Raw genomic sequence first — 24,701 nt, 5'->3', positions numbered from 1 at the left:
TACTAACTATAATTTGCTACGCCGCGAAAAATAACCACTTTGGTAGACTGAAAGTCAAATTTTTTAGGTTTAGCAAGCGCATCCTGATAAAAATCAATTATTAATTAAATAAATAGTCTTTATATTAATTATCGTTTCTTACTCATCCTCAAGAGGAACGAAATAACTCTACAAATATATTTCCCTCGAAGATGCCTCAAACGTTAACTAGAAATTCACAAATGTTTTGTTAAATTGTGCCTACCCGAATCAATATGGATAGAGATTAGCGGATATGCAAACTATTAAACCAGTATCAAAACATAGAAACAGAGTTTTTGTCAACTGGGGGCTATCTTCAAATTTTTCTGTTCGCCTACCCACTTTAATAATCATAGGGATACTGAGTTTTTTTAGTAGTATTGCCATTTCTTGGTTACTAGGCAATACCCATGTTACGGAATTATTTATTCGGTTACACCTAGTTCAAGAAAATCCTCCAAGTTGGCTGATGCCACCACAATGGGGTAATGAATATTATCTATTAGTGCCGACTCTGGTTTTGTTTTTATTGGCACAAATAGTTATGAAGCTATCTCCTACCCCTAAAATATGGTCGCGCCGCCTGGTAGCAGGTATTTTATTTATTTTAGTAATCCGCTATTTACTCTGGAGATCTCTTTCTACACTCAATCTAAGTAATCCTACCGATGGTATCTTTAGCTTAACGCTACTGTTTATGGAATTTGTCGCTATGGCGTCAGCAACGCTACAGCTACTGTTAATGTTCACGGTTAAAGATAGAAAGTCGCAAGCAAATTTTTACAGTCAAGCAGTTATCGAAAAAAAATATAGCCCTAGCGTCGATATTTTAATTCCTACCTACAACGAACCAGACTTTATTCTTAAAAGAACTATTATTGGCTGTCAAGCTCTTAACTACGAGCATAAAAAAATTTATGTCTTGGATGACACCAAAAGACCACAAATTAGAAAATTAGCCAAAGAATTAGGCTGTAAATATCTTACCAGACCCGATAATTCACATGCTAAAGCAGGTAATTTAAATCATGCGATCGCTCGTACCAGTAGCGAGCTAATTGTCGTTTTTGATGCGGATTTCGTACCGACAACTAATTTTTTAGAAAGAACCATTGGCTTTTTTATCAATCCCAAAGTTGGTTTAGTTCAGACTCCCCAGAGCTTTTACAACAGCGATCCCATTGCCAAAAACTTAGGTTTGGAAAATATTTTAACTACTGAAGAAGAACTCTTTTATCGTCAAGCGCAGCCAATTAAGGATGGTGCCGGTAGCTTAGTCTGTGCCGGAACTTCTTTTGTAGTCAGACGAGAAGCATTACAAGAAATTGGCAATTTTTCCACGGACTCGATTTGCGAAGATTACTTTACGGGAATTCAGTTGTCTGCTCGAGGTTACGAACTGGTTTACTTAAATGAAAAACTAAGTGCTGGTTTGGCTGCAGAGAGTATTGCCGCTCACATCGACCAAAGATTGCGTTGGTCGCGGGGAACTTTACAAGCGTTTTTTATCAAGTCTAATCCCTTAACTATTCCTGGCTTGAATTTGTGGCAGAGATTGGGACATTTAGAGTTATTTTGTCACTGGTTTACCTGTATTCCTCGTCTCTTTTTTTTATTCGTTCCTCTCATCTGTATTTTCGGTGGCTTAAATCCAGTTTTAGCTACTCCTGCCGAAGGACTATATATGTTCATTCCTTATTATGTAATGCTGTTGACCTGCTTTGCCTGGTTGAACGAACGCTCCCGCTCGGCACTACTTGCCGATTTGTATGTTTTACTACAGGCTGTTCCAGTGGCGATTTCGGTAATCAGTGTGATGTTTAGTCCTTTTGCTCGAGGTTTCAAAGTAACTCCCAAAGGAGAGGCGAGAAATCAGTTTCGCTACAATTGGAATTTGGCACTACCTTTAATTGTCTTATTGATGGCAACGATAATTAGCTTTTATCTCAGCATTATAAATATCCAGTCCAATACGATAAATATTGGTTTGTGGTGGAGTGTTTACAATCTGATGACCATTTGCGTTGCCCTTATTACTTTATTAGATATACCCCTACCGAGTTTTTACGAATGGTTTGCCAATCGTCAACAGATAAAAATTACCAGTGGCGATCGCATTTACTACGGAGTTACCCAAAAAATCTCGGAAGTAGGTATGGAAGTTTTGTTAGATCCGGCAGTAGCTCTAAGTACTAAAATAACCGTAGAAATTATCGCTGAAAACCTAATCCTATCGGGATATATTACTCGTAGCTGTATTCAAGATGAAGGATATAGAGCGGTGGTTAAATTCTCTGAGTTGACTTTGCCCCAGCACAGACAGTTGATACATCTGCTTTACTGTCGTCCTGGTCAATGGCAGAGACGAAAAGCACCAGGAGAATTACAGTCACTTTTGATTCTCTGTAAAATGTTGCTCAGACCGTTAATATTTTTAAATCGGAAAAAAGCCCGTCAATTGGTCGAGCAATACTAAACTGCTTCTACATGCAAGATGTGACTGAGACTAACGAGATTGTAACTGAAAACCAATTTTCCCTCGAATCAAACTTAAGTTTAGGATTACGAGAACTAATTCAACGCGATCGCGATTTGGCTAGAGTGGTTAACTCGTTAGGAAAACCACCTAGTTGGCAGAGAAAGCCCGGTTTTGCAACTCTAATTCGGATTATTTTAGAACAACAGGTTTCTCTTGCTTCTGCTCGGGCAGTATACGACCGCCTCTGCGCCACAGCCAAACCTCTAACTCCAGAGAGTTTTTTGGTTTTAAACGATTTTCAACTTAAAGCAGTTGGCTTTAGCCGGCAAAAATCCAGATACGGTCGCGAATTAGCTAGTGCAGTCGTAAGCGGACAGTTGAATTTCGACCAGCTTCAAAAATTAGACGATCTTGCTATTAGAAGGGAGTTGACTAAAATTAAAGGCATCGGTAATTGGACGGTAGACATGTACTTAATGATGGCTTTGCAACGTCCTGATGTTTTTCCTCCAGGGGATTTAGCTGTAGCGATCGCCGTAGAGCAAATCAAAAACTTAGCTACTAGACCCAAACCCGCCGAATTATTATTAATTGCCGAAGCTTGGCGACCTTGGAGAGCGATCGCTACTAAAATTCTCTGGCATTATTATTTGAATCGAGGGAAAAAAGTAGAGGTAGCAGAGAGTAGGTAAGATTAATATTTAGTAGGGGTAAGTATTAACCACTACCCACTATCTATTATTTATTGCCTCTTGCCAAAAAGACTTCTTACTTTCTTGGCGAGCGTTCCCTTGCGCCGTAAGACTGCGCGGGGTCTCGCCGCTTTCTACTTTCTATTTCCTACTTTTTATTGCACTGCTTTCTCTAAATCAGGTAAAAATTCAGACGCATCATCAAACATTCGCCCGGTTTTTTCTAAAAGACGGGAATTAGGATCGGAGCGATCGAGATTGGGTCGTTGTTGCTTGGCAGGTATTTGTGTGGGATCGAGCAACTCTCGTTTGCGTTGGGGACTGACAAAATCTTTATCGCTATCTAAAGATTTGGCAGAAGTAGTGTTGGGATACAGTATACCTTCATCGCTTTTGTCGGGAATATCTGCCGCGATCGCCGTTGCTAGGGGCTGTAGTAAACTAGCGCGGTCGTCCTTTTCTAGTCTGGGATCGGTAGGAACTTTATACTGAGTATAGTCATCGCCTCCGCCTTTATGAGGATTATTTTGTCCACCTAACTGAACTGGTGGATTTTGAGGACGCGCCCCTAGTTCGTCACCGCTATTACAGGCTGTGGTTAATAATAACACTGCTGCCAGAACGAAACTAGTTAGTAGCTTACTAAGCTGCCATTGGTTGAGAAAATTAGCTATTTTTTTCATGAGAAATTTAAAATTTATTGTTTGTTTTAGATACTAGAGTGTCAAAAAGCTTACTAGCAAAAACTAGTTAAAAATATTTCTGCGATCGCGGTTTACAGGTTTACAACAGTCAGCAGGATACCGTCTTAAAAAGGTGGTTAACAGCCTAGACTGTAATAAAACCAATCGCGAACTATAATATTTGTTTTGTTACTCCACACTCACTTATTGCCTATACTTGCCGATCGCGAATTTAATTGCTTCTAACAAAAGTCTCATTCTCAGACAAACGAGCGGCTAATTTTTCATTCCCCAGACAGAAACTAGATTATTTTGGTGCTTGTATTACCATGCTTTCAATCGTTTCCAAGTTAGACATCTCAAGCAGCAAGTTAGACATCTCAAGCAGAGAGTCATCAGGTATTCTAAGATCTTGAAAGAAGACGAGAAAAGTTTGACTTGGTTGATGTCGTCTGCTCGTCTGTTTTCTACTTGCCTGCTAAAATATGGACTTGATAACTATTTACTGGATTGTATTGGCTTTAATGATCGTCGGGGTCATCGGAGCGATTATTCCCGGACTTCCAGGTAGCGGGATTATTTTAGTTGCTATTTTAATTTGGAGTGTGGCTACTAACTTTGCTGGTGTCGGGTGGCCGTTAATTCTAGTTTTTATCGTCTTATTGTTAAGTGCGGTAGTAGAATACTTAGCACTTTATTTTGGGGTTCGACGAGCGGGTGCGAGTAAATGGGGTCAAATAGGAGCAATAGTGGGCATGATCTTGGGCTTTTTTGGCTTACTACCTACTTTGCCATTGGGAGGACCGCTAGTCGGGGTATTAATAGGTGCTATTTTAGGAGCGTTTATCGGAGAATATCTCTACCGCAGTAATCTAGCGGGCAGTGCTAGGGTAAAACAAGCATTTAAAGCTAGCATGGGTGTAGTTGTTGCTTCAATCATTGGTAATGTCATCGAGGCAATTCTGGCTGCTTTAGCGGTAATTATTTTTGTTATTAGTACTTGGTCTCTGGTTCATCTAGATGGATAGTGGATATTTATTTGCTTCAGCATTGTTTTTGCTAACTCCCATCGGCTTAACTATTCATCTATCTGTCAGTAAAAACAAATCTAGTTCTTACCGAGCCAAAATTGGCTACATTTACGGCGGAATTTGGGCGATAGCCTTTCTATACTTTTTTTGGCTTTTTAGCTCGAAATTGCTGTAAGTTTTCTTATCTAATCTAAATAAACAATTTAGATTGAGTATTCTTCGGCTACAGTGCAATAAACTACACTGATTAATTATAAGGAGTAAGTAATTTTAAATTAAATGGCATCCGAACAAAAAGTAAAACGATATCTCGCTTACTGGTTTCAATTGGGTAAGAAGTTACTCTGGCGCAATGGGCAAAAAGAGTTTTTGCCGAGTTCGATAATTCAAAAAGATCGCTATTCTGCAGAGTTTGAAGAGTGCTGGCAGCAAGTCCTCTCTGCAGGGGGCAAAGAATATGCTCTTGAAGGAACGGATAATACTGTTGAAGAGTTACTTTCTTCTGGTTGGAATATCGACTCCTGTGCCAGATGCGACATGCCCGTTCCCGTTACCGACCTGGGAATTCAAGAGCTTTCGTGTCCCTGTAGCGATTTAGACAATTGGCCCAATACTCAACTGCCCCAACCGCGATCGCCCGTAAATACCCAGCAACAATTAAACAAAATTAAGTCGCGTCTCTCAGCTAACAATTAATCGGTCGGATTTGGCGGCTGCCAAATCCTCGAGTTTTTTTTATAACTCTAAACTAATTTTAAATTGGGATAATAAGCCAAAATATCGTTAGTCGATAGAGTATCTTCTTCTGCCTGTGGCGTCCACAAGACTTCTATGGCTAACAGGCGATCGCTACCGACACCGCCAATTTGCTGTAGTGCTTGGCGCAAATCTTCTGAACTGTTAACTTCAGGAAGTCTCAAACTACCCTGTACGCCTACGATGATCGTAGCAATGATAAATTCTCCCGTTTCGGGAACTTGCTGAATTGCCGAACTTTCCTGGCTGGGAGCTAAATCTTTAGCTTCAGCTTGTCGCACTACGCTATCGACATTACTCAGAGTTTCACTAGTAAATTTACTGCGTTCGCTCAAAGCCAGTTGATTGAACTTAGCTTCTGCACTATCAATATCGGTTTTTTGCGATTGTGACGCGCCATATACCCAATATTCAGGGTGACGCAATAGAGCCAAGCTCGCTTCTTGTGCCACTGTAGCGCGTCCAGATGCCGAATTGGTATCGGCAGTTAAAGCCAGACGATTTAGTTCTGACTGTAGCTCGCGAGCATTAGAGAGCAAACCTACCTGTACTTGTGCCACGGAAACTTGAGAACTATTGTAGCCAGTGTCGCCGCTACTAGCATTTCTCAAGCTTCTGACTAAAAAATTAGCAATGGCAATAAAGATCAGAATGGTGAATAAACCACCACCGCCAAAACCAAAGAAAGGCAATAGAAAGGGAAAGCCAAAGCCGCCACCTGGATAACCATAGCCTGGAGAACGATAACCCCCTCCATAGCCACCACCCGGAGGAGAATAGGTTCGGGGTGTACGGAATGAACCACCCCCAATTCTGCCGCCGCTACGGGCTGCCAGAGCATTGCCAGCATTACCCAAAACTAGGATGCAGACTAAACACAATGCCAAAAACGATTTAAACCAAAATTTACGGTTAAAAATTTTATGTTTCATCAGAAATAAAATAAATTGTCAATTTGCTAACACACTTAAAATCTTAAAAATGCTCGTGGTTGTTTGCAATCAGCCACCGCCCACAATAGTTACGACTTCCAAGCGATCGCCAGACTGGAGTTGAGTGTTCGTCCAATACTGCCGATGCAAAATTTCGCCGTTATATTCTACTGCTACTAAACGCGGATTTAAGCCCATTTGAGTCAACAGTTCGGGTAAAGAAATCTCCCTAGAACAAGAATGAGTTTCTCCGTTTACTTGTATATCAATCATTTGTCAACCAACTACGAGTAATATTGCCGGATAATCGCTCGCTTATCATTCCTGCTTCATCTTCTTCTCGATGATTGAAATGACTAAAAACTAAGAGCAAATTATTAAATAGTACTGATTAAAATAATTTTCCTCTCATTATGCTTTGTAATTCGATCCTAACCCCTATAGTAGAGATAAAAATTGTCTTGTCACCAAGCCCGGTTCTTCTGCTTGCATGATAGCGCGAACTACAGCTACCCTTTGTCCTCCTGCAGCTAGAATCTCGCTGACGTTATCGAGATCGACTCCTCCAATAGCAAACCAGGGAATGGGACATTTGCTAGCAGCATAATTAACATAGTCTAGTCCCGCCGCAACCTTATTCGGTTTGGTTGGAGTTTGATAGACAGGACCTACGCCGATGTAGTCCGCACCTTCAGCGATCGCCGCTTTCATTTCCTGTTGGTTGGTAGTGGAACGACCGATAATTTTTTGCCAGCCGAGCATTTCTCTAGCAAAACTAATCGGGATATCTTGCTGTCCGAGATGTACACCATCAGCATTTACGGCTAGGGCTATATCGACGCGATCGTTAACGATAAATAATGCGCCGTATTGATGACAGAGTTGGCAAAGTCGTTCGGCGATTTGCAGACGGAATAAATCGTCAATTTGTTTATCTCGGTACTGAACCAGAGTCAACCCCCCTTTTAAAGCATCATCTACTATTGGTAATAGCCGCTCAGAAGGAGAAGTAATCAGATATAGTAGAGCAGTTTGTAGCTGTCGGTGGCGATCGCTATTTAACAAGCTACTTTCTATATTATAGACTCGATAACGCATTTGTTTACAGGCGATCGCCATCTGCGGGCGATCGAACTTGCTGTATTCTTCTAATACTCGCATCGCCTCTTGCACTCTACATAAATTAGCCTGCAATAATTCCTCGATACTGTGGCGTGTTTCTTCCAGAGAATGGGTCAACTCCGTTCCCACATCCGCTGGAGTATCTCTGGCTTGACGCAACTCTCTACTGTGCCAACTAGCTATTTCCTGGCGGATCTGCTTGCATTCTTCGGCTAATGCTTGATGGTTTAAACCGAAACGACACCATTCTTCAATAATTCGCAGTCCTTCTCTGGCACGATCTAAATTAGCATCTAAAATGCGATAGATGGCTTGCTGCATATCTATTTTATTTAAAAGTTGTTATATAAAAAAGCTAGTTCACATTGTATCTTTATCTGCTTCGATTAATTTTTTGATTTTTTAGAACTACAAACCATACAGCCAAATAATTAAGGCAGGAGTAATTATTGTCATTAAAATACTTAAAGGCGTTCCCAACCTGACATAATCAATAAATTTGTATCCCCCAGGACTGTAGATCATGGTATTAGTTTGATAGCCAATGGGAGTCATAAAACTGTTAGACGCAGCAAAGGTAATCGCAAACATAATTGATAGAGCATTTAAACCCAAAACTTCAGCAACTTGGATGCCGATGGGAATCATTAATAAAACCGCAGCACTATTAGAAAGAATTGCCGTCAGCAGCGAAGTGGCAAGATAAAAAAATAGCAACATCCAATAACCAGATAAATTACTGCCGATAAACAATAGGGGACTAGCTAGCAATTCTGTTGCACCAGACTTTTGCATCGCCGTTCCTAAAGGAATCAATCCCGCCAGCAAAAATATAACATCCCAACGCACTGCACCGTAGATTTCTCCTGGTTTGAGACAGCCAGTGAGTACCATTAACACCACTCCTGCCAAAGCACTAACCATAATTGAGGTCAAATTAAAAGCAGCAGCCAAAATTACCCCAAGACAAATTAACACTGCAACTCTAGCTTTATCCAGTCGCAAGTAATCCACATCTCGTTGTTCTAAAACTAGAAGTTCTCTTGTGGTCTGCAAACCCAAAAAACTTTGCTTTGGTCCCTGTACCAAAAGTAGATCCCCAAAACGGAGGGGAACTCTACCCAATCTTTCCCGCAACAATTCCTGTCCGCGACGAATTGCCAATACCGTAGCATTATAGCGTTGACGAAAGCGTAAGTCTTTGAGAGTAGTTCCGATCAAACGGGAATTAGATAAGATTAACACCTCGCCAATTTGTTCTTCCCCGGTATTGAGTTCGGTTTCTAGTTCTGTTTGGTTGAATTTAACATCAGCCAGAATTTCGACTCCTCTTTCATCTCTAATTTGTAGTAAATCTTGACGACTACCGCGAACTAATAAAATATCTCCTACGCAAATTTTTTTATCGGCTATTGGTTGGGGGAAGTGACTGCCGTCGCGGACTAACTCTAGTACGTCAACGTCGAATTTGCGCTGAATTTCACTTTGACGAATGGTTTGACCATTTAAACTTGAATTGGGACTAACTACAATTTCGGTGACGTAATCTTTTAGTTGATAATCCTGACTGAAGTTACCGCTACTAACTGGCTTGCGATTTGGTAGAAGTTTTGGTGCAGCCAGAGCGATATATAATAGCCCTACGCCAAAAACAATAATCCCTAACGGAGTAAATTGAAATAACCTGAATCCTCCCTGTCCGTATTTCTGAGATAAGCCACTAGCCAAGATATTAGTCGAGGTGCCAATCAGAGTCAGCGTTCCTCCCAGAATAGAAGCAAAGGACAAGGGCATTAATAGCTTGGAAACCGAAACTCCCTTTTTTTTGGAATAATCTTCAATAATCGGAATAAAGATTGCCACGATCGCCGTATTATTAATTACCGCACTAATAGAACCGACTAATATCCCCATAACTAAGACTTGCCCGACTGTATTCTTGCCGTTCCACAGTAACAACCAGTCTCTAACCACCTGAATTGCACCAGTGCGAGTTACTCCCGCACTAAGAATGAACATTGCCATCACAGTAATAGTGGCAGTATTACCAAATCCAGCTACACCTTCTTCAGGGGTTACCAAGCCCAATACCATCAGTAAAATTGCAGCGGTAATTGCGGTTAAGTCTACAGGGAACCATTCTCTAACAAAGGCAATTAAAGTCAAGCTGAGAACGCCGAGAGTTAGTATGATGTCGATGTCCATTTAGTTCAGTTGGTTAGCTCTTGACTGGGAAAACTTTTTAGTGAGCATAACCTAGATCGGCAAAAAATGAGGTATTACAGTACGGTAATCAGTTAAAACTAAAGTGATAAATTATTAATGAGTCAGCTAGAAATCAAAGTTGTTAGCTATGGCGAATATTCTCAGCCAATTAAAGAGATTAGAACCAAAGTCTTTCAAGAAGAACAAGGAGTCAGTGCCGAACTAGAATTTGATGGTCTGGACATAGCAGCAACCCAGCTTTTAGCCTATTTAGATAATCGACCTGTAGGAACGGCGAGAATTAGATGTATTGCCGCTAAAACTGTAAAAATCGAAAGGCTGGCTATTTTACCTACTGCTAGAAGGCAAGGTATCGGAACTAAGTTGACTCTCGTCGCTTTGGAGCTAGCTCGCGATCGCAAATATAAAACAGCTATCGTCCACGCTCAAGAATATATTAAGGGTTTATACGAAGACTTGGGATTTGTATCGACCGGGCATAATTTTACCGAAGCGGGTATCCCCCATGTCAAGATGATTAAGCAGTTGTCGTAGGAATAAGACTGGTGAAACAGCAAAAACTCAGTTGGCAGCGAGGTTTAGCTATCCTCGGCGTAATCTGGTTAGTCGGTGCGGTCGTCGATCGCCTGTGGTTTGCTATGGATAATTCTGTACCAGACTGGGATCGGGCTGATTATCTCAACGGGGTATTAAACTACTGGAGTGCTTTACAAACTCCTCATTGGTTTGATGGTAACTGGTGGCGGGAGTTTTGGCTGCGATCTAATAAGATTCCCCCGTTTCACTATATTTTGACCGTCCCTTTCTTCGATTTGCTCGGCAATAGCCGAGATGCGGCAACTGCTGTAATGCTGCTTTATAGTGCAGTTTTGCTGGTTGCTACTTACGGTTTGGGAGTAATTTTATTTAACCCTACGGTAGGGTTATGGGCGGCTGGATTATGTCAGCTATTGCCGGGATTATATTACTATCGCCTGGAGTTTTTGCTGGACTATCCGCTAACGGCGATGGTGACTCTTAGTTTTTGGTTATTAACTCTCTGGAAACTAAAAAACAATACATTCACGGCAATACTATTTGGTATTTCCCTTGGCTTAGCGGTTTTACTCAAACAAACCGCTTTATTTTTTCTATTTTTTCCGATTTTGTGGCTATTTACTGCTTGTCTGAAAAATCGGCAATGGTGGCGTTTGATTCAGCTTGTCGCCAGTATCTCAATCGGGGTAGCAATTTGTTTTCCTTGGTATCGTACTAACTGGCTATTAATTCTGACATCTGGAAAACGGGCTACCGTAGATTCGGCAATCGCCGAAGGCGATCCGGCACTACATACTCTGGATGCGTGGACGTATTACGCTAAAATTTTACCCTATTTGCTTTCCTGGCTATTATTTATAATTCCTATTGCTGGTTTTATTTTCTACGCCATCCGTAAGTACAGTAAAACTCTCCCTATATCTCCATCTTCCTATCTCCCTATGTTTCGTATGGTTGAATGGGGTTGGTTAACAGTATTCCTAATCGGTGGTTATCTACTTTCTTCTTTAAATATCAATAAGGATGCTCGCTACATCTTACCTTTGTTACCCGTCCTATCTTTAATCTTGGCTGCGGGTTTAATGTCATGGACGGGACGCTGGCAACACTACATTCGTTGGGGAACGGTTTTATTGGCGATAATTTTAATGCTATTTAACTTATTTTCTTGGGGAGGAAATACGATTACAGCCAAACTGAGTCCCTACTTTCAACAACATCCTTACACTGGTAAATCATATCCCCATAAAGAAGTTATTCGAGAAATGATTAACACCTCTCCCTATTTGCGCTCGACTTTGGGCGTATTACCTTCTACTCCCGAAATCAATCAGCATAATTTTTCTTATTATGGCGGACTAAAAAACTTTCAAGTATTTGGTCGTCAGGTAGGAGTGAGAGAAAATGAAGTTGTAGCCGATGGGAGATCGCTCGACTGGTTTGTTACTAAAACGGGCGACCAGGGTTCGATTCCCGATGCTCAACCAGCAATGGTAGATTTGGTAGAATCTGGAGGGGATTTTAATTTACATCGAAGCTGGCAACTTCCCGATAACAGCGATTTAAAACTCTATCACCGCAAGTTACCGCTAGTTGAAGTAAAAGCGATCGCTGCTAAATCTTCCAGCAAAATTTCTTTACAAAATATTACGATCCCAGAAACTTCACCTCCAGGCGCACCCATTCCCGTTACCTATCAATGGTCTGGAAGTTGGTCGGAGTTGCGATCGGGTTTACTGTTATTGACTTGGGAAAAAAATGACTCTAGCAACAAATCTTTCTGGCTACACGACCATGGCATCGGTATGGGTGCATTAGAAACTGGTAGAAAACTAGATTTTGATGCTACTTTTCAAGTTATCGAACGAACGGCAATGTTGCCACCAAAAAATATTGCTGAGGGTGAATATACTCTCAAAGGGACTTACCTCAACCGCGATACGGGTAAAACCTCTCCCATAGATGTTCCTTCCGCCACTATTACTATTGCTAATAACACTATAGCCAAACCCGCACGCGAATTAGATTCGGTTACTCAGTTACGAGCGATCGCACCTCAGATGGCGAACAGTATCGGAAGCTTAGAGCCGATTTTCGCACAAACTGCCAGAATCAATCAATATGACGGCAGACAAGATTATTTGCCGCAAACAGAGTTAGCTTTATCCTACCGCTTAGAACGAGATAATATTAGTCTTCAGCAAAGACTGGACTGGCTGTATGCAGTAGCACTATCTCAAGTATTGCAGCAAGATGTAAATAGCGCGATCGCTACTTTTACCAAAATTACCGAGTTAGATCCTAAAAATCCCTACGGTTATGCCTATCTTGCTTTTGTCTATCTCTACGACTGGCAGCCCCAGATTGCAGCTAACAAATTAGATATCGCTGCTAAGATCGATCCCAATATTGCTGAATTACGAACTCTTCAAGGTGTCGCCGCGCTGATGCAGGGTAACTTGATTAAAGCTTGGGATTTATTGCAATAACAACAGCTCGAATGAGCCTTTTAATTGAATAGTTTTACAACTTCAATCGGTATACTAGGGAAAGCAATTGAAAAGATCGTCCCGTAACTCACCGTAAATTTAGTTTTATAATCGTTAGCCGATGGTTCTCTAAATATAGTTAATTCTGTAGTTTTGAGATCGATAACCCAGTATTCATTGATGTTTGCTTTAGCGTAGATTTTTTTCTTTTTGCCTAAATCTTCTTCTAAAGTGGTGTTAGAAATTTCGATTAACCAATAAATATCATCAGGATAAGGATGGCGAGTTAAGTAATTAGTATTCGGTAGACGGACTACGGCAATATCGGGTTCTGGTTCGGAATTGGCAAGAGTAATGGGATGGGCTTCAAACACTTTTGCTTGTCCGCGTAGCAATTCTCGCAGATATTCGGCTGCTGTATCGTTAATAAATCTGTGTAATGGTCCTTCAGGACTCATTTCAACAATATCGCCCTCTAATAACTCTACCGAGCGATCGCTTAAAACTCCGCTTTCGATCATTAAATGATAATCTTCCACCGACCATTTAGCTAGCGTTGACATCAAATTACTCTAAAATAGAAAACGACAAATAGAAGTTAAACTTATTCTGTAGCGTTTTTGGCAAACCGTTAGGCTATCTTACTTTACATCATATCATTATTGGAAACTCAAACTTCGCTTAGTGTTGCTGCGAGATCTCAATAATGCGTACGCGTTAACTAATAAAATACTTCGCTGAAATTGTTGAAAAAATCAAATTACTGCCTATTTTCTTTGATGCGAAACCGAAAATAGAATTACTCAAATTCCTCAATTATAGAAGTTACCTGTCCTGATTCTTTGCCGCCAGTAACCACAATACTATTGTCAGTTAATTTCCCTTCTGCTTGGTTACCAGTTACGTTTATTGGTGGTTCGCTTTGTTGATAGACTACGTTACCGATCGCTTCAACAACTTCTGTGTCTAAATTCCAAATTAATTCGCGGGCGTAAAGTTGAGCGGAATTATCTTCACTAATACTCTTGCTTCCTGCTGTTAAATGGGCGATGTTTTGGTTTAAATCTACTTTGCCAGCATTCCCGGTAACGTTTAATTGATTTTGGCGATCGATAATTTGGATCGGTTTGTCAGTATTGATTATTCGAGTTTGATAGTTCCAAATTAGAGAGTTAGTAGCAATTTGCAACTGAGGAGCGGTTGCAATTAATTCGATGTTATCAGTTAAAGTTACGGTATTATTATCGATGTCTACCATACCGCGCTCGGCAACCAGGCGATCGCTGGCAAGATTATTTTGATAGCGCACGATTTGCAAGGGAACTTGGCTGTCGATCGTGTTTTGGGGTATATTCCAAGACAGGCGATCGCTAGTTAGCTGTAAGGATGGTTCGCTTGTAGATATAGTAACTTGCTTCTGTAGCTCTAAAGTTTCAGAATCAGTATAGTATCTACCTTCGCTAGCCGTTAGTCGAATATTATCGCGATCGCCCCTAAGATTTTCTCGAATTAGCAGTAAATTTTCTGTCGGTCGCCATTCTACTATATCGCCTCTGACGGTTCCCCCGTTACGAGGATCGGTTGCCACTATATTATCGTTCAGTAGAACTAAATTGCCGTTATTACGAACTTCTCCCCGTCGGGCACTAATTTGTAAAATTAGTTTGCCATCCTGTAGTAAGTTGCCCGTTACCTTTTCCAACTGCGCAGTTTGTTTGTCTTCACTGTAGACAGCGTTTTGAGCGCGAATCTTCCAAACCGTTTTATTTTCTGGGTTAGATTGTTGCCAGACGGCATTATTGAGAGTTAGCTGGGTTGCCTCTCGGTCGACAGAGTTAGCAGCATCAGTAGTTTCCGATTTAGTCTGCTGACAAGCGGCAAGTCCCAACCAAACGACAATGAAAAATAGGCTTTTAGCGATCGCGTGAGAAATTTTCAACTCTATTTAAATTTATCTCTTATTGTTAAGTATAAAAACTTGTGATTCCTAGCGGCAATTTTCGAGTTTAGTAATTAAAATGCAGGGGAATTATTATCTTCTAATCTTCAACTGCTATGTCTCAGACTCTTACTACCCAAAGCTTGTTGTCAGTAAAGAATTTAAGAGTTGCTTATCCAGATCGCGCTAGACAAGAGACTAACTGGGCAGTAAACGATGTCTCTTTTGCTCTCTATCCAGGAGAAATTTTAGGATTGGTAGGAGAATCTGGCTGTGGTAAATCTACTCTAGGAAGGGCGATTATGCGTCTGTTACCACCTAGAAGTCAAGTAGAAGGAAAGGTGATTTTTGAGGACAAATCGGTTTTCGAGTTAGAGCCCAAGCAGCTTCGGCAGTTTCGGGGAGAAGTAGTTGCCTTAGTCTTTCAAGATCCCATGACGCGCCTCGATCCGCTAATGACTATTGGCGAACACTGTTTAGAAACTTTACAAGCCCATCAGCCACAATTATCGCGCTCGCAAGCCCAACAATTAGTTTTAGATACCCTAGAGATGGTGAAAATCCCTCGCGAGCGCCACAAACAATATCCCCACGAGTTTAGCGGTGGAATGCGCCAGCGCGTAGCGATCGCCCTAGCTTTATTACTCAATCCCAAGGTAATTGTCGCCGACGAACCGACTAGCAGCCTAGACGTTACCGTTTCTGCCGAAATTTTAACCGAACTGACTCGCTTGTGTAGCGAACGAGACATGGCACTGTTACTAATTTCTCACGATTTGGCAATGGTGGGAGAATACTGCGATCGCCTGGGAGTGATGTACGATGGCGAAATGGTAGAAACTGGCTCGGTTAAATCGATTCTGCAAGCTCCCCAACATGAATATACTAAATCCTTGCTAGAAGCAGCATTACACATTCAACAACCAACAGCATCGATCGATGTCTCGGTAAAAGATATGACGCGATCGCCAATTTTGCGAGTCAAACAACTCAAACAACATTTCACTTTAGAGAGCAATCTGTTGCAGCAGCTATTTTCTGGCGAAAAAAAAGTCATCAAAGCAGTAGATGAGGTTAGTTTCGATCTCTATCCAGGAGAAATTTTAGGATTGGTAGGAGAATCTGGCTGTGGTAAAAGTACTCTATCCCGCACGATTTTACAATTACTCAAGCCAACGGCAGGCAAAGTAGAGTTTTTGGGAGAAGATTTAACTCAGCTTAGCTTCAAACAAATGCGGGAAAAACGCCGTCAGCTACAGATGGTGTTTCAAGATCCCCACGCCTGTCTAAATCCTCTAATGACGGTAGGTGACAGCATCGCCGATCCACTATTGATTCATAACTTAGCCACTCCCAATGTAGCCAGACAACAAGTAGCTAAAATGCTGACTAAAGTAGGTTTGACTCCCACTGACGATTATTATCGTCGCTATCCTCAAGAACTATCGGGGGGACAACAACAACGAGTGGCGATCGCCCGTGCTTTAATTACCAATCCTCAATTAGTTATCTGTGACGAACCAGTAAGTATGCTAGATGCGACAGTGCAAACTCAGGTATTAGAGTTGATGTTGGCTTTAAAAGCAGAATTTAACCTGACTTATTTATTTATCACTCACGATTTATGGGTAGCTAGATTTTTCTGCGATCGCATTGCGGTGATGAATGCAGGTAAAATTGTCGAAATTGGCTCTACCGACAAGATTTTTACTCGACCACAACATCTTTACACCCAAAAGCTACTCTCTGCCGCACCTTTGTTAGCATCATAAAATCCTAAAAAGCCTGAATCCATTCCTTAATTTCATACTCTATCCAAATTCCATTTTGCCAGTAGTGATCGGATTCTACTAGCTGACTGACTGTTGCTCGATCTTCGGCTTCGTAGATAGCAAAAACTTTGGTATTATCCTTAGTCGGACCTATAGTAATCAGTTGACCTGTTTCTTTTTGAGCGGCAAGTCCTGCTAGATGTGCTTGACGGTATGGTGCTCTTTTTTCTAGAGCGTTTTCGCAGTAGCTACCCCACATAACATATTTTGGCATGGTAGTCGCTCCGATCGAAAATCTTTGTCGATTTAAATGGTTCCTGTTTTCGAGTTGCTTAGGCTTTCGCCTCGTGCGGCATAAACGCTTTTTACGTTATACCAATTAAGAAAGATTCGCGCTATCTGTTCGGCTAACTGAGGCGAGTTGCGATCGATTAACCACTGTAGTAGAGGCTGTAGGGTTCTTTCGTTAAGTTTACCTTCCAATGATAGTATTCCCCACAAAATACGATGTAGCAGAGTCATTTGAATCATCATTTTTACGGCAAAAGTAGGATGTTTCTGATAGAACAAAACTCCCATTCTGCCTCGGTGAATTTCTTTTTCGATTAACTGAGGAACTTCCTCCAAACTAAAAGCAGGATGCCAATGATATCCTACTGCTGCCGGACATTTAATTAGTTTGAGATCGAGCTTTTTGAGACGCACCCCTAATTCTAAATCTTCCCAACCGTAAAGCTGAAAACTAGTATCGAAAAGTCCCGCCTTTTCCAACCATTTTTTGGCGATCGCTACATTACCAGTAGCAAAATAAGCTGCAGAGAAATCGGTGATTTTGTAGGGTTCGGAAGTAGGATTCTCGAAATTATTCGTATTAATTACCCAACCATAGGTAAAAAGGCGATCACTTCCAAGTTTTTGTTTACCTGCCGTGAGAGCATCTACGTGTGCCTGTAAAAATTTTTCGGTGACAATGAGATCGCTATCGATAAAAACAATCGTATCTCCTACTGTCTGTTTTACCCCCAAGTTTCTCGCCGCTGCCGCACCTTGATGCTGTTGCCGATAAACCTTGACATGAGACAGTTGTTCTTTATGTTGGCAAATCCATTCAAGAGTGTTGTCTGTCGAACCATCATCTACCAAAATTACTTCGTAGTCTCTAATTCGATGGCGATCGATCTCCTGATTTTCCAAGGCTAACAGGCATTTTTTAAGTATGGGCAGTCGGTTGTAGGTAGGAATGACGACACTAATATACATTACATTACTCGTGTTTATTTACCTCGGTTGTCAACGCGGCTTCGGATTAGCGAAAGTTCGGACAAGTCAGAGATTACTGGGGGGACAAGCGAGTTCTACTCGCATCCGCGAGTGCGCCCCTTCTTCTAAATTCAATAATGAAGGGGCGCGGGGCGTTAGCCCCCCAGCTGTCCTCTCGGCAAACGCAACCCGCAGCCTGACGGGCGGCATAAACATCTGAGGAAACCTCAGATGACGCGTCCTCCTCTGACCGTTGATAAAATTTTAAGCCTTTACCAGCTCCTGGTGGATTATCTTAGATCGGAAATCTCTAAGATGCGATCGCCAACTAGATTTAATTTAAACCGAAGGAGGTGCGAAATTACAGCAAATGAAAGCCCACGCTTTCCAAGCGTATGGATGAATCAGCCACGAGTTTTCTGTTGAGCAATGTACTTTTCGATGGTAGAGGACGAAACATTGCCAGCAGTAGAACAGAAATAGCTTCTTGTCCACATCGAAGGTAATTTCATCAGCTCTGAAAATTCTTGTCTGAGATATCGAGCAGTATAGCCTTTGATTCGGTGCATCACTTGTGATGGAGCAATTGTAGGAGGGCAGTTGAGAAAAGCGTGAATATGATCGGGCATCACTTCGAGAGCCACAACTTCAAGATCGATTGAGAATCGGGAAGCGTATTTTTAAGTTCTGGAAAAGCCGAGAAATAGAAGGAAAAATTAAAACTGTCACTATCAAACGCAATCCCCTAGGCGAACTGTTTGTTTATGTGGTGACGGATTTTGTCGAGCGTCAAATCTTAACCACGACAGGTAAAAGTGCGGGTTTTGATTTTGGACTTAGAGTTTTTCTCAGTTGCTCGGACGGTACGGAAATTAAATCACCATTATTTCTCAAACAATCTCTGAAACAGCTACGGCGAGCTAGTCGCAATCATTCTACTAAGAAACGAGGTTCTAAGAGCAGTGAGAAAGCTAGACAAAATTTAGTGCGAGTACATAAAAAGGTAGTCAATTGTCGCTCTGACTGGTTTTGGAAGCTGGCACATCAGCTAACAGATCGGCTTGACTATCTGTTTTTTGAGACTCTCAACCTTAAAGGAATGCAGCGACTTTGGGGCAGAAAGATTGGGGATTTAGCACTAGCTGAGTTTCTCAAAATCCTAGAATTTGTCGCCGAGAAGAAAGGCAAAATAGTTAGCTATATTGACCGTTGGTATCCTTCTACTAAAACTTGTTCCGAATGCGATTTTGTTATTGACAAACTTGGCTTAAACGAGCGGTATTGGGTTTGTCCGAGTTGCTCTGCCAAACACGGACGCGATGATAACGCTAGCCGAGTAATTTTAAAGGTTGGGGCTACAACCTTGAGGTTAGGTGATGTAAGTCTGTCTGAGACAGCAATTGCCGTTTGAGCCTTGAATCCCATCGCATTATTCTATGCGTGGGAGTTGGTCAAAGTTCTCTAATTTCTGGCTTGCCGTCTTTAATTTCTCCTACCAAAACTACATCGGCTACACCAACGAATAATCCATTTTCCAAAACCCCTGGAATGTTGTTAATCGTCTTTTCCAGTTCGGCTGGATTGTCGATATTCTCAAATTTGACATCAATTACTAGATTACCTTGGTCGGTTACCACTGGACCTGCTTTTTTAACGCCCATGCGTAACTCTGGTTTGCCCCCTAGCTTTGACAAACCATTCATCACTGGTGTAACCGCCATGGGAATTACTTCTACTGGCAAGAGAAAACTAGAGCCTAGCTTTTCTACCAATTTTCCGCTATCGACGACAACGATAAATTCATTTGCTAATGAGTCTACGACTTTTTCACGAGTATGAGCCGCACCACCGCCTTTAATTAAATTTTTCTGAGGATCGACTTCATCGGCACCATCGATCGCAATATCGATATGGTCGATGGCATCGAGAGTAGTTAGAGGAATACCGTATTTTTTGGCTAATACTTCTGCTTGAAAAGAAGTAGGCACTCCAACGATATTCTTTAGTTCTCCTTTTGCCAGGCGATCGCCTAAATATTCGATTGCAAAAGCTGTGGTTGACCCAGTTCCCAATCCCACAATCGAATCTGACTTGACGCGAGCGGCAGCAGTTTTACCTACCTCTTGCTTCATGGTTTTTACTGGGTCGTTGTTTGCCGGCATGGTTTATAGCTCCTCATGTTTACTCTATTCGCTCTCGATCGATTTTACTAGCTATTCGACCCAAAATCTTTCCTAACTAGGCTTTTAAAAACAGGAGTAACTTTGAGACTTACTACGAGCGATCGAAGTTTTTGGGTTAGGAATAACCACCACTATCGATTATCGATCGGCAGAAGCTAGCATTTCTTTGAGTTTGGCTAACTCATCTGCCCAGCGAGGATCGGGTTGGACGCTTCCTTGCTGCTGAGTGCCGCTTGATTTCTTGGAGCGTTTGTTGCTGCTGCCTTTGCTTTTTTTGGTTGGGGGATTATTACTTGCTTCTGTAGTCGAAGCAGTTCCCGCTTCATCGCCACTTTTCTTGTTGCGGGGTAGAGCTTTTTCTATTTTTAACGGATTTTCCATAAAGGACTGACCGTTGTATTTTTCAATAAATTGGTCGGCTACTTCATCGTTAGGAACCGTAACAAAGGCAAAACCCCGGCATTTTCCAGTTTTGCGATTTTTAATCACTTTGGTGGAAACTTGCTGACCTTCTTCAGCAAATACTTCTGCTAACTGGTCGCGCTCGACATTTTCTTTCGGTAAATTACCTACGTATAAACGAACAGACATAAAAGATATATCTCCCAAGCTAAACTAGATATGATGTAACAAAATAAACACTTTTTAATTTTTATCTATAACCGCTTTAAATTCAATTAGATTGCTAAAAATTCTATATTTGGTATTGCTTCAATTAATTTCGATTTCCAACATTGCTAGTTAGTTAGATTTAGTTCGAGATCGATTCTGGGCAAATTAATGGTTAGAGTAACGTTCGCTCTCCAAGTTTTAGCTCTAATTGAATTAATGATTGCGGAGGATTACTATCGAGCAATTCACTGGCGGTTGTCGTCTGTTACTGGCTGCTGGCGACCCCACTAGCTAGAGAGAGTAAGCGATCTACCAACTCTACTTAAAGCCGCTCGAATAATCCTGCCGATTTAAAATTGACTCAACTCGATCTGACCATTAATAAACACAGTGTTTACTCTTAAAATACTTTAACATCTCGAGCGCTATAACTAAAGCTAAAAATTGTCAAATTATTGTTATATTCGATCGCATCGGTTAAAAGCTAGAGATTTGAGAGACTTAAGAAATGCTCCATTTATAGATCGGCGATTTTGGTGGGACTTCGCTCGCGCCAGCTCTCGAACGATGTCATCTGCAGCCAACTATAGCTTCAAGTAACAGGTTCAAAACCGGTCAAAGTTCGAAAAAACTTCCAACTCTAGGTTGCCTTAAACGCGAAATACCATAGCATTAATTTAATTTTAGTGCGATTTGTGCCCCACGCAACCAAATAAAAGCTAATTTTTCAATTTAAACTTAAATTAATTAAAGTCATCAAAACCAAAGTTTTTGACTAGAAAAATCCTTTTTTTTGCTAGGGTTAAAGCAAAATAAATTTGTCTTGACAAATATGTTTCAAAGTTGCTTAATTTGCACCGATTTTACCGATGGTCTATATCGCCTCGTAGATTGTATTCCCAATCTGGCTCAATGCGGCTTGAAAAAAATTGTCTTCTTTCATAGCGTGCCTATATGGCAAGAAGGAGAAGTTCCAAGAGTTGACGAAGAAGCGATCGCCGCAGCTAAGGAACGTTTGGCTAAAGCTTCAGAAAATGTGCCTGAAGGAGTTGAAGTAAAAGTAAAAGTCGCTTCGGGAAAACCTCTAGACACTATACCCAGGGTGTTAAACGAGTATCCCGTAGAGGTAATTCTCATTGGAACTCCCATACGAAGCTTATTGGAAGAAAAATTTTTCGGCAGTACTAGTATGGGACTCGCCAAGCAAACCGAACTGCCTTTGACCATAATTCGTCCCGAACTAATAACTACCTATACTCGCGAAGAATTAGCATTGCGCTGTCGGCACTTATGGCGATACTTGTTAATTCCTTATAACGGTAGCGAAACTGCTCGTTATGCCATCGACCAGATTAAAGCCTATGCTCGAGAGCGACCGCAAGATTCTCTCCAGCAGTGTATGTTAATTAGGGTAATTGAAAATGTCGGTAGACAGTCTCTGATCGTAGAAGAACGCATGAAAGAAGCTCGAGCTCAGTTAGAGTCGGTCAAACAGGAGCTAGAAGAGTTAGATATAAAAGTAAATACCCTGGTAACACAGGGGAATCCCCTCCAGGAAATTGCCGCTGCCGCTTTAGACTTCGATATTAGCGCGATCGCCATTGCCGATGATTATAGCAACAGCCTGTTACAATGGACAGTTCGCTGTTTCGCTCGCGATCTTATCCGCAGTAGCTGGTTTCCCCTTTTATTGTTCTCACCGAAAAAGTAACTTGGCAAATTCTCTTGAGTTAATCGAGCAATTCAATTATGTGAGCGATAATTTGGGGATAGTAACCCAACAGATAGTCCAAGCGATCGCAGAGTAAACTTAGAATTAAATCTTCATAACTCATGCCACATTCATTGAGTCCTTGCGCTACTAAACTAGTAGCGTTTTTTGAGGGACGTTTGAGGTCTGGTTTGGGATTGGCTTCGAGAATGTAAAGTTTGCCGGCAAGGTCGGTTCTGAGATCGAGACGGATTAGTGCAGTTAAATTAAAACTACGATACACCGCTCGTGCTATCTGCTCGAGTTGCTGCTTAAATGGTTCTTTAGGGGATAATAAACGCAGGCGATCGCTAGTAATCGCTTTTTTGTCCATCGAAGTAAAAATTTTTTCTTCTTTTGCTAAAAGTCGTTCGATCGCGCTAAAAGCAAAAGGCAAATCGTTTTTTTGCAATCGACCATTTACCTGAATTACATCACCACAAACCGAAATACAAAATTCTCTCCCTGGTAAATAAGCCTCAATCAGAGCGGTATTGTGAGTGACTCGATTAACGGTGGCGATCGCCGCAGCTAAATCCTCGGCGCGATCGACATAATGAATATTTAACGAGGCTCTTCCCGACACTGGCTTGACCAAAAATTCACCCGTATAATCCCCAAATAGACTTTGAAACTGAAGGTTAGTCTCTGGCTGAAAATTCTCTTGATGGGGATGCCAAACCATAAAGGGTGAAGTAGGAAATCCTAAACCCTGTAGTTCTCGTTTAAATAGATGTTTATTATCCAGAATCGTGCTATTTATCGAACTGTGACCGATATAGGGAACTCCTAACATTTCTAACAGCGCTGGGGTATGGCAAACGGGATTGTACCCCTGTACTCCTCCGGTGTTTAACCAAGCTAGATGAATCTGGTTGGCTTGAAGTTGTCCTGCTAAACTCATGTCGTCAGGCAATAACCAGACATTTTCAAAGCCGAGGTTTTTCAAAGCAAGAGCGATATCTCTAGCTACTGCTTTATAGGTTTTGGTCGATCGCGGATTGTGAGTTTTGTAGATTACTGCTCCTTCTCGTTGTTTATCGCCGCCGTAAATTACAGCTAGGCGCAATTTTTTAGTTAGCTTGTCTAGGTACTGGGGAAAAGAGTTAAAGCTATAGTTAAAATCCATATCGATTAGACAGTTCGAACAAAAAAACAGTATGGTCTGTCGCGATTTTCCTCAATGAGGTTAAGAAAACAAAATATTCTCTTAGCGCAATGAAAATTCAATCCTATGAGAAGATTAAACAACTAAGATAAATTAATTAATGAGCTTAAAAGATTATCATGGCAGAAATTCAATTTTCCAGAGGAGTAACTGAAGAAGTAGTGCCCGATATTAAAGTTACTCGTTCTAAAACAGGTGATAGCGGTACGGCTACCTTTTATTTTGACGAGCCGCAAATTCTCAATAAAGAGAGCACTGATGAAGTTACGGGAATGTATTTAGTAGACCAAGAAGGAGAAATCGTTACTAGAGAGGTAAAGGGTAAGTTTGTTAATGGCGAGCCTAAAGCAATTGAAGCTACTCTAATTATGCGCTCTGCAGCAGAATGGGAACGTTTTATCCGCTTCATGGATCGATATGCTGAAGCCCATGGTTTAGGACTCAATAAGTCTTAAGCTTATCTCCTTTCGCTGGCAACCAGGAGCGAGAAACGAGCAGGAATATGACCGTACCCCATCCAGTTAAATCGGCAATATCTCTTAACTGCGCTGTAATTACCGTTAGCGATACTCGTAGTGTTGAAACCGATAACAGCGGTAGAATTATTCAACAGTTACTAATTGATGCTGGTCATCAGATAGTAGCATACACTATTGTCAAAGACGAAGCGCAACAGATTAAAGCCTGGTTATCTAAAGTAGATTCAGATGCAGGTTTAGATACGATTATTCTCAATGGCGGTACGGGAATTGCCCCTAGAGATTTAACTTATGAGGTTGTTTCTGATTGGTTGGAAACAACTTTACCAGGATTTGGAGAACTGTTTCGCTGGTTGAGTTATCAAGAGATCGGTTCTCGCGCGATCGCCTCTAGAGCCATTGCCGGGGTCAAACAGCGTCAGTTAATCTTTGCCCTTCCTGGTTCCTCAAATGCAGTTCGCTTGGCAATGACTCAGCTCATTCTGCCCGAACTCAATCATTTAGTTCGACAACTGCGAAGTTGAGTTACAAGTTGAGTTATGATTATTATTGCCAAAAAAAGTTCCTCTG

The 24,701-nt window shown here is 41.4% G+C and carries 23 protein-coding genes and 1 pseudogene; 11 read left to right on the top strand and 13 right to left on the bottom strand.

Features of this window, described 5'->3' with window-relative positions:
• Nucleotides 1–274: 274 nt before the first annotated feature.
• Together ACLFKQ_RS08000 and ACLFKQ_RS07995 are read left to right on the top strand one after the other, a co-directional pair.
• Complete coding sequence (locus tag ACLFKQ_RS08000; RefSeq protein WP_448999271.1) at nucleotides 275–2,497, top strand: glycosyltransferase; 2,223 nt, start codon at nucleotides 275–277, stop codon at nucleotides 2,495–2,497.
• Between the two features lie 11 nt (nucleotides 2,498–2,508).
• The gene (locus tag ACLFKQ_RS07995) at nucleotides 2,509–3,192 is read left to right on the top strand and encodes a DNA-3-methyladenine glycosylase family protein (RefSeq protein WP_448999270.1); all 684 of its coding nucleotides are present in this window, start codon (nucleotides 2,509–2,511) and stop codon (nucleotides 3,190–3,192) included.
• Nucleotides 3,193–3,347: 155 nt separating this feature from the next.
• Here ACLFKQ_RS07995 and ACLFKQ_RS07990 read toward each other — a convergent pair whose 3' ends face one another.
• On the bottom strand, nucleotides 3,348–3,875 hold the full coding sequence (locus ACLFKQ_RS07990; protein WP_448999269.1) for a DUF6658 family protein: 528 nt from the start codon (nucleotides 3,873–3,875) through the stop codon (nucleotides 3,348–3,350).
• Nucleotides 3,876–4,360: 485 nt separating this feature from the next.
• Between ACLFKQ_RS07990 and ACLFKQ_RS07985 the strand changes: the two genes are divergently transcribed.
• Nucleotides 4,361–4,903, top strand: coding sequence for a DUF456 domain-containing protein (locus tag ACLFKQ_RS07985; RefSeq protein ID WP_448999268.1), 543 nt, complete (start codon nucleotides 4,361–4,363; stop codon nucleotides 4,901–4,903).
• A gap of 282 nt (nucleotides 4,904–5,185) precedes the next feature.
• A complete protein-coding gene (locus ACLFKQ_RS07980) occupies nucleotides 5,186–5,602 on the top strand; it encodes a hypothetical protein (RefSeq protein WP_448999267.1) in 417 nt (138 codons plus the stop codon).
• A 47-nt stretch (nucleotides 5,603–5,649) separates the two neighbouring features.
• On the opposite strand, the gene ACLFKQ_RS07975 is transcribed toward ACLFKQ_RS07980, so the two are convergent.
• The 4 genes from ACLFKQ_RS07975 to ACLFKQ_RS07960 form a co-directional block, all read right to left on the bottom strand.
• On the bottom strand, nucleotides 5,650–6,594 hold the full coding sequence (locus ACLFKQ_RS07975) for a DUF1517 domain-containing protein (protein ID WP_448999266.1): 945 nt from the start codon (nucleotides 6,592–6,594) through the stop codon (nucleotides 5,650–5,652).
• A 69-nt stretch (nucleotides 6,595–6,663) separates the two neighbouring features.
• The gene (thiS, locus tag ACLFKQ_RS07970) at nucleotides 6,664–6,867 is read right to left on the bottom strand and encodes a sulfur carrier protein ThiS (protein WP_448999265.1); all 204 of its coding nucleotides are present in this window, start codon (nucleotides 6,865–6,867) and stop codon (nucleotides 6,664–6,666) included.
• A 165-nt stretch (nucleotides 6,868–7,032) separates the two neighbouring features.
• Nucleotides 7,033–8,037: a thiamine phosphate synthase gene (locus ACLFKQ_RS07965; protein ID WP_448999264.1), complete on the bottom strand. Its 1,005-nt coding sequence runs from the start codon at nucleotides 8,035–8,037 to the stop codon at nucleotides 7,033–7,035.
• A gap of 87 nt (nucleotides 8,038–8,124) precedes the next feature.
• A complete protein-coding gene (locus tag ACLFKQ_RS07960; protein ID WP_448999481.1) occupies nucleotides 8,125–9,915 on the bottom strand; it encodes an SLC13 family permease in 1,791 nt (596 codons plus the stop codon).
• Between the two features lie 123 nt (nucleotides 9,916–10,038).
• On the opposite strand from ACLFKQ_RS07960, the gene ACLFKQ_RS07955 reads away from it, so the two are divergent.
• Complete coding sequence (locus tag ACLFKQ_RS07955; protein WP_448999263.1) at nucleotides 10,039–10,476, top strand: GNAT family N-acetyltransferase; 438 nt, start codon at nucleotides 10,039–10,041, stop codon at nucleotides 10,474–10,476.
• Nucleotides 10,477–10,487: 11 nt separating this feature from the next.
• Nucleotides 10,488–12,968: a glycosyltransferase family 39 protein gene (locus ACLFKQ_RS07950; RefSeq protein ID WP_448999262.1), complete on the top strand. Its 2,481-nt coding sequence runs from the start codon at nucleotides 10,488–10,490 to the stop codon at nucleotides 12,966–12,968.
• A 20-nt stretch (nucleotides 12,969–12,988) separates the two neighbouring features.
• Here ACLFKQ_RS07950 and ACLFKQ_RS07945 read toward each other — a convergent pair whose 3' ends face one another.
• Nucleotides 12,989–13,531 carry a Uma2 family endonuclease gene (locus ACLFKQ_RS07945; RefSeq protein WP_448999261.1) on the bottom strand — a complete coding sequence of 181 codons (543 nt, stop codon included), beginning with the start codon at nucleotides 13,529–13,531 and terminating at the stop codon, nucleotides 12,989–12,991.
• A gap of 236 nt (nucleotides 13,532–13,767) precedes the next feature.
• Nucleotides 13,768–14,907, bottom strand: a complete 1,140-nt coding sequence (gene lptC, locus ACLFKQ_RS07940) for an LPS export ABC transporter periplasmic protein LptC (protein ID WP_448999260.1) — start codon at nucleotides 14,905–14,907, stop codon at nucleotides 13,768–13,770.
• A 116-nt stretch (nucleotides 14,908–15,023) separates the two neighbouring features.
• Here lptC and ACLFKQ_RS07935 point away from each other — a divergent pair, with 116 nt between their 5' ends.
• Complete coding sequence (locus tag ACLFKQ_RS07935; RefSeq protein ID WP_448999259.1) at nucleotides 15,024–16,679, top strand: ABC transporter ATP-binding protein; 1,656 nt, start codon at nucleotides 15,024–15,026, stop codon at nucleotides 16,677–16,679.
• Nucleotides 16,680–16,683: 4 nt separating this feature from the next.
• Here ACLFKQ_RS07935 and ACLFKQ_RS07930 read toward each other — a convergent pair whose 3' ends face one another.
• The 3 genes and pseudogenes from ACLFKQ_RS07930 to tnpA form a co-directional block, all read right to left on the bottom strand.
• Nucleotides 16,684–16,953, bottom strand: a complete 270-nt coding sequence (locus ACLFKQ_RS07930; RefSeq protein WP_448999258.1) for a YciI family protein — start codon at nucleotides 16,951–16,953, stop codon at nucleotides 16,684–16,686.
• 32 nt (nucleotides 16,954–16,985) lie between these two features.
• Nucleotides 16,986–17,939, bottom strand: a complete 954-nt coding sequence (locus tag ACLFKQ_RS07925) for a glycosyltransferase family 2 protein (RefSeq protein ID WP_448999257.1) — start codon at nucleotides 17,937–17,939, stop codon at nucleotides 16,986–16,988.
• A gap of 404 nt (nucleotides 17,940–18,343) precedes the next feature.
• Nucleotides 18,344–18,589 (bottom strand): annotated as a pseudogene (gene tnpA, locus ACLFKQ_RS07920) (IS200/IS605 family transposase); the annotation flags it as partial.
• Nucleotides 18,590–18,597: 8 nt separating this feature from the next.
• On the opposite strand from tnpA, the gene ACLFKQ_RS07915 reads away from it, so the two are divergent.
• Nucleotides 18,598–19,350 carry an RNA-guided endonuclease InsQ/TnpB family protein gene (locus tag ACLFKQ_RS07915; RefSeq protein ID WP_448999256.1) on the top strand — a complete coding sequence of 251 codons (753 nt, stop codon included), beginning with the start codon at nucleotides 18,598–18,600 and terminating at the stop codon, nucleotides 19,348–19,350.
• Nucleotides 19,351–19,390: 40 nt separating this feature from the next.
• Here the strand turns inward: ACLFKQ_RS07915 and rpiA are convergent, their stop codons facing one another.
• Both rpiA and ACLFKQ_RS07905 read right to left on the bottom strand, forming a co-directional pair.
• Nucleotides 19,391–20,101 carry a ribose-5-phosphate isomerase RpiA gene (gene rpiA / locus ACLFKQ_RS07910; RefSeq protein ID WP_448999255.1) on the bottom strand — a complete coding sequence of 237 codons (711 nt, stop codon included), beginning with the start codon at nucleotides 20,099–20,101 and terminating at the stop codon, nucleotides 19,391–19,393.
• 159 nt (nucleotides 20,102–20,260) lie between these two features.
• Nucleotides 20,261–20,713 (bottom strand): RNA recognition motif domain-containing protein, encoded by a 453-nt coding sequence (locus ACLFKQ_RS07905; RefSeq protein ID WP_448999254.1) that lies wholly within the window; start codon nucleotides 20,711–20,713, stop codon nucleotides 20,261–20,263.
• Nucleotides 20,714–21,566: 853 nt separating this feature from the next.
• Between ACLFKQ_RS07905 and ACLFKQ_RS07900 the strand changes: the two genes are divergently transcribed.
• Nucleotides 21,567–22,445, top strand: coding sequence for a universal stress protein (locus tag ACLFKQ_RS07900; RefSeq protein ID WP_448999253.1), 879 nt, complete (start codon nucleotides 21,567–21,569; stop codon nucleotides 22,443–22,445).
• A gap of 19 nt (nucleotides 22,446–22,464) precedes the next feature.
• On the opposite strand, the gene ACLFKQ_RS07895 is transcribed toward ACLFKQ_RS07900, so the two are convergent.
• Nucleotides 22,465–23,613: a D-alanine--D-alanine ligase family protein gene (locus ACLFKQ_RS07895; RefSeq protein WP_448999252.1), complete on the bottom strand. Its 1,149-nt coding sequence runs from the start codon at nucleotides 23,611–23,613 to the stop codon at nucleotides 22,465–22,467.
• Nucleotides 23,614–23,771: 158 nt separating this feature from the next.
• Here ACLFKQ_RS07895 and psb28 point away from each other — a divergent pair, with 158 nt between their 5' ends.
• A complete protein-coding gene (psb28, locus tag ACLFKQ_RS07890; protein ID WP_448999251.1) occupies nucleotides 23,772–24,107 on the top strand; it encodes a photosystem II reaction center protein Psb28 in 336 nt (111 codons plus the stop codon).
• Nucleotides 24,108–24,154: 47 nt separating this feature from the next.
• The gene (locus tag ACLFKQ_RS07885; RefSeq protein WP_448999250.1) at nucleotides 24,155–24,655 is read left to right on the top strand and encodes a MogA/MoaB family molybdenum cofactor biosynthesis protein; all 501 of its coding nucleotides are present in this window, start codon (nucleotides 24,155–24,157) and stop codon (nucleotides 24,653–24,655) included.
• Nucleotides 24,656–24,701: the final 46 nt, after the last annotated feature.

The sequence above is a fragment of the Myxosarcina sp. GI1(2024) genome (assembly GCF_053543375.1).
Note: the sequence above shows the minus strand (reverse complement) of the source record. Positions and strands in the feature narration are given on the sequence as shown.

Coding starts and splice junctions, on each gene's coding strand:
- ACLFKQ_RS07885 (WP_448999250.1), top strand. CDS start 24,155: ATGACCGTACCCCATCCAGTTAAATCGGCAATATCTCTTAACTGCGCT.
- ACLFKQ_RS07990 (WP_448999269.1), bottom strand. CDS start 3,875: ATGAAAAAAATAGCTAATTTTCTCAACCAATGGCAGCTTAGTAAGCTA.
- ACLFKQ_RS07975 (WP_448999266.1), bottom strand. CDS start 6,594: ATGAAACATAAAATTTTTAACCGTAAATTTTGGTTTAAATCGTTTTTG.
- ACLFKQ_RS08000 (WP_448999271.1), top strand. CDS start 275: ATGCAAACTATTAAACCAGTATCAAAACATAGAAACAGAGTTTTTGTC.
- psb28 (WP_448999251.1), top strand. CDS start 23,772: ATGGCAGAAATTCAATTTTCCAGAGGAGTAACTGAAGAAGTAGTGCCC.
- ACLFKQ_RS07935 (WP_448999259.1), top strand. CDS start 15,024: ATGTCTCAGACTCTTACTACCCAAAGCTTGTTGTCAGTAAAGAATTTA.
- ACLFKQ_RS07995 (WP_448999270.1), top strand. CDS start 2,509: ATGCAAGATGTGACTGAGACTAACGAGATTGTAACTGAAAACCAATTT.
- rpiA (WP_448999255.1), bottom strand. CDS start 20,101: ATGCCGGCAAACAACGACCCAGTAAAAACCATGAAGCAAGAGGTAGGT.
- ACLFKQ_RS07965 (WP_448999264.1), bottom strand. CDS start 8,037: ATGCAGCAAGCCATCTATCGCATTTTAGATGCTAATTTAGATCGTGCC.
- ACLFKQ_RS07900 (WP_448999253.1), top strand. CDS start 21,567: ATGTTTCAAAGTTGCTTAATTTGCACCGATTTTACCGATGGTCTATAT.
- ACLFKQ_RS07930 (WP_448999258.1), bottom strand. CDS start 16,953: ATGCCAAAATATGTTATGTGGGGTAGCTACTGCGAAAACGCTCTAGAA.
- ACLFKQ_RS07980 (WP_448999267.1), top strand. CDS start 5,186: ATGGCATCCGAACAAAAAGTAAAACGATATCTCGCTTACTGGTTTCAA.
- ACLFKQ_RS07905 (WP_448999254.1), bottom strand. CDS start 20,713: ATGTCTGTTCGTTTATACGTAGGTAATTTACCGAAAGAAAATGTCGAG.
- ACLFKQ_RS07895 (WP_448999252.1), bottom strand. CDS start 23,613: ATGGATTTTAACTATAGCTTTAACTCTTTTCCCCAGTACCTAGACAAG.
- ACLFKQ_RS07985 (WP_448999268.1), top strand. CDS start 4,361: ATGGACTTGATAACTATTTACTGGATTGTATTGGCTTTAATGATCGTC.
- ACLFKQ_RS07945 (WP_448999261.1), bottom strand. CDS start 13,531: ATGTCAACGCTAGCTAAATGGTCGGTGGAAGATTATCATTTAATGATC.
- ACLFKQ_RS07925 (WP_448999257.1), bottom strand. CDS start 17,939: ATGTATATTAGTGTCGTCATTCCTACCTACAACCGACTGCCCATACTT.
- thiS (WP_448999265.1), bottom strand. CDS start 6,867: ATGATTGATATACAAGTAAACGGAGAAACTCATTCTTGTTCTAGGGAG.
- ACLFKQ_RS07955 (WP_448999263.1), top strand. CDS start 10,039: ATGAGTCAGCTAGAAATCAAAGTTGTTAGCTATGGCGAATATTCTCAG.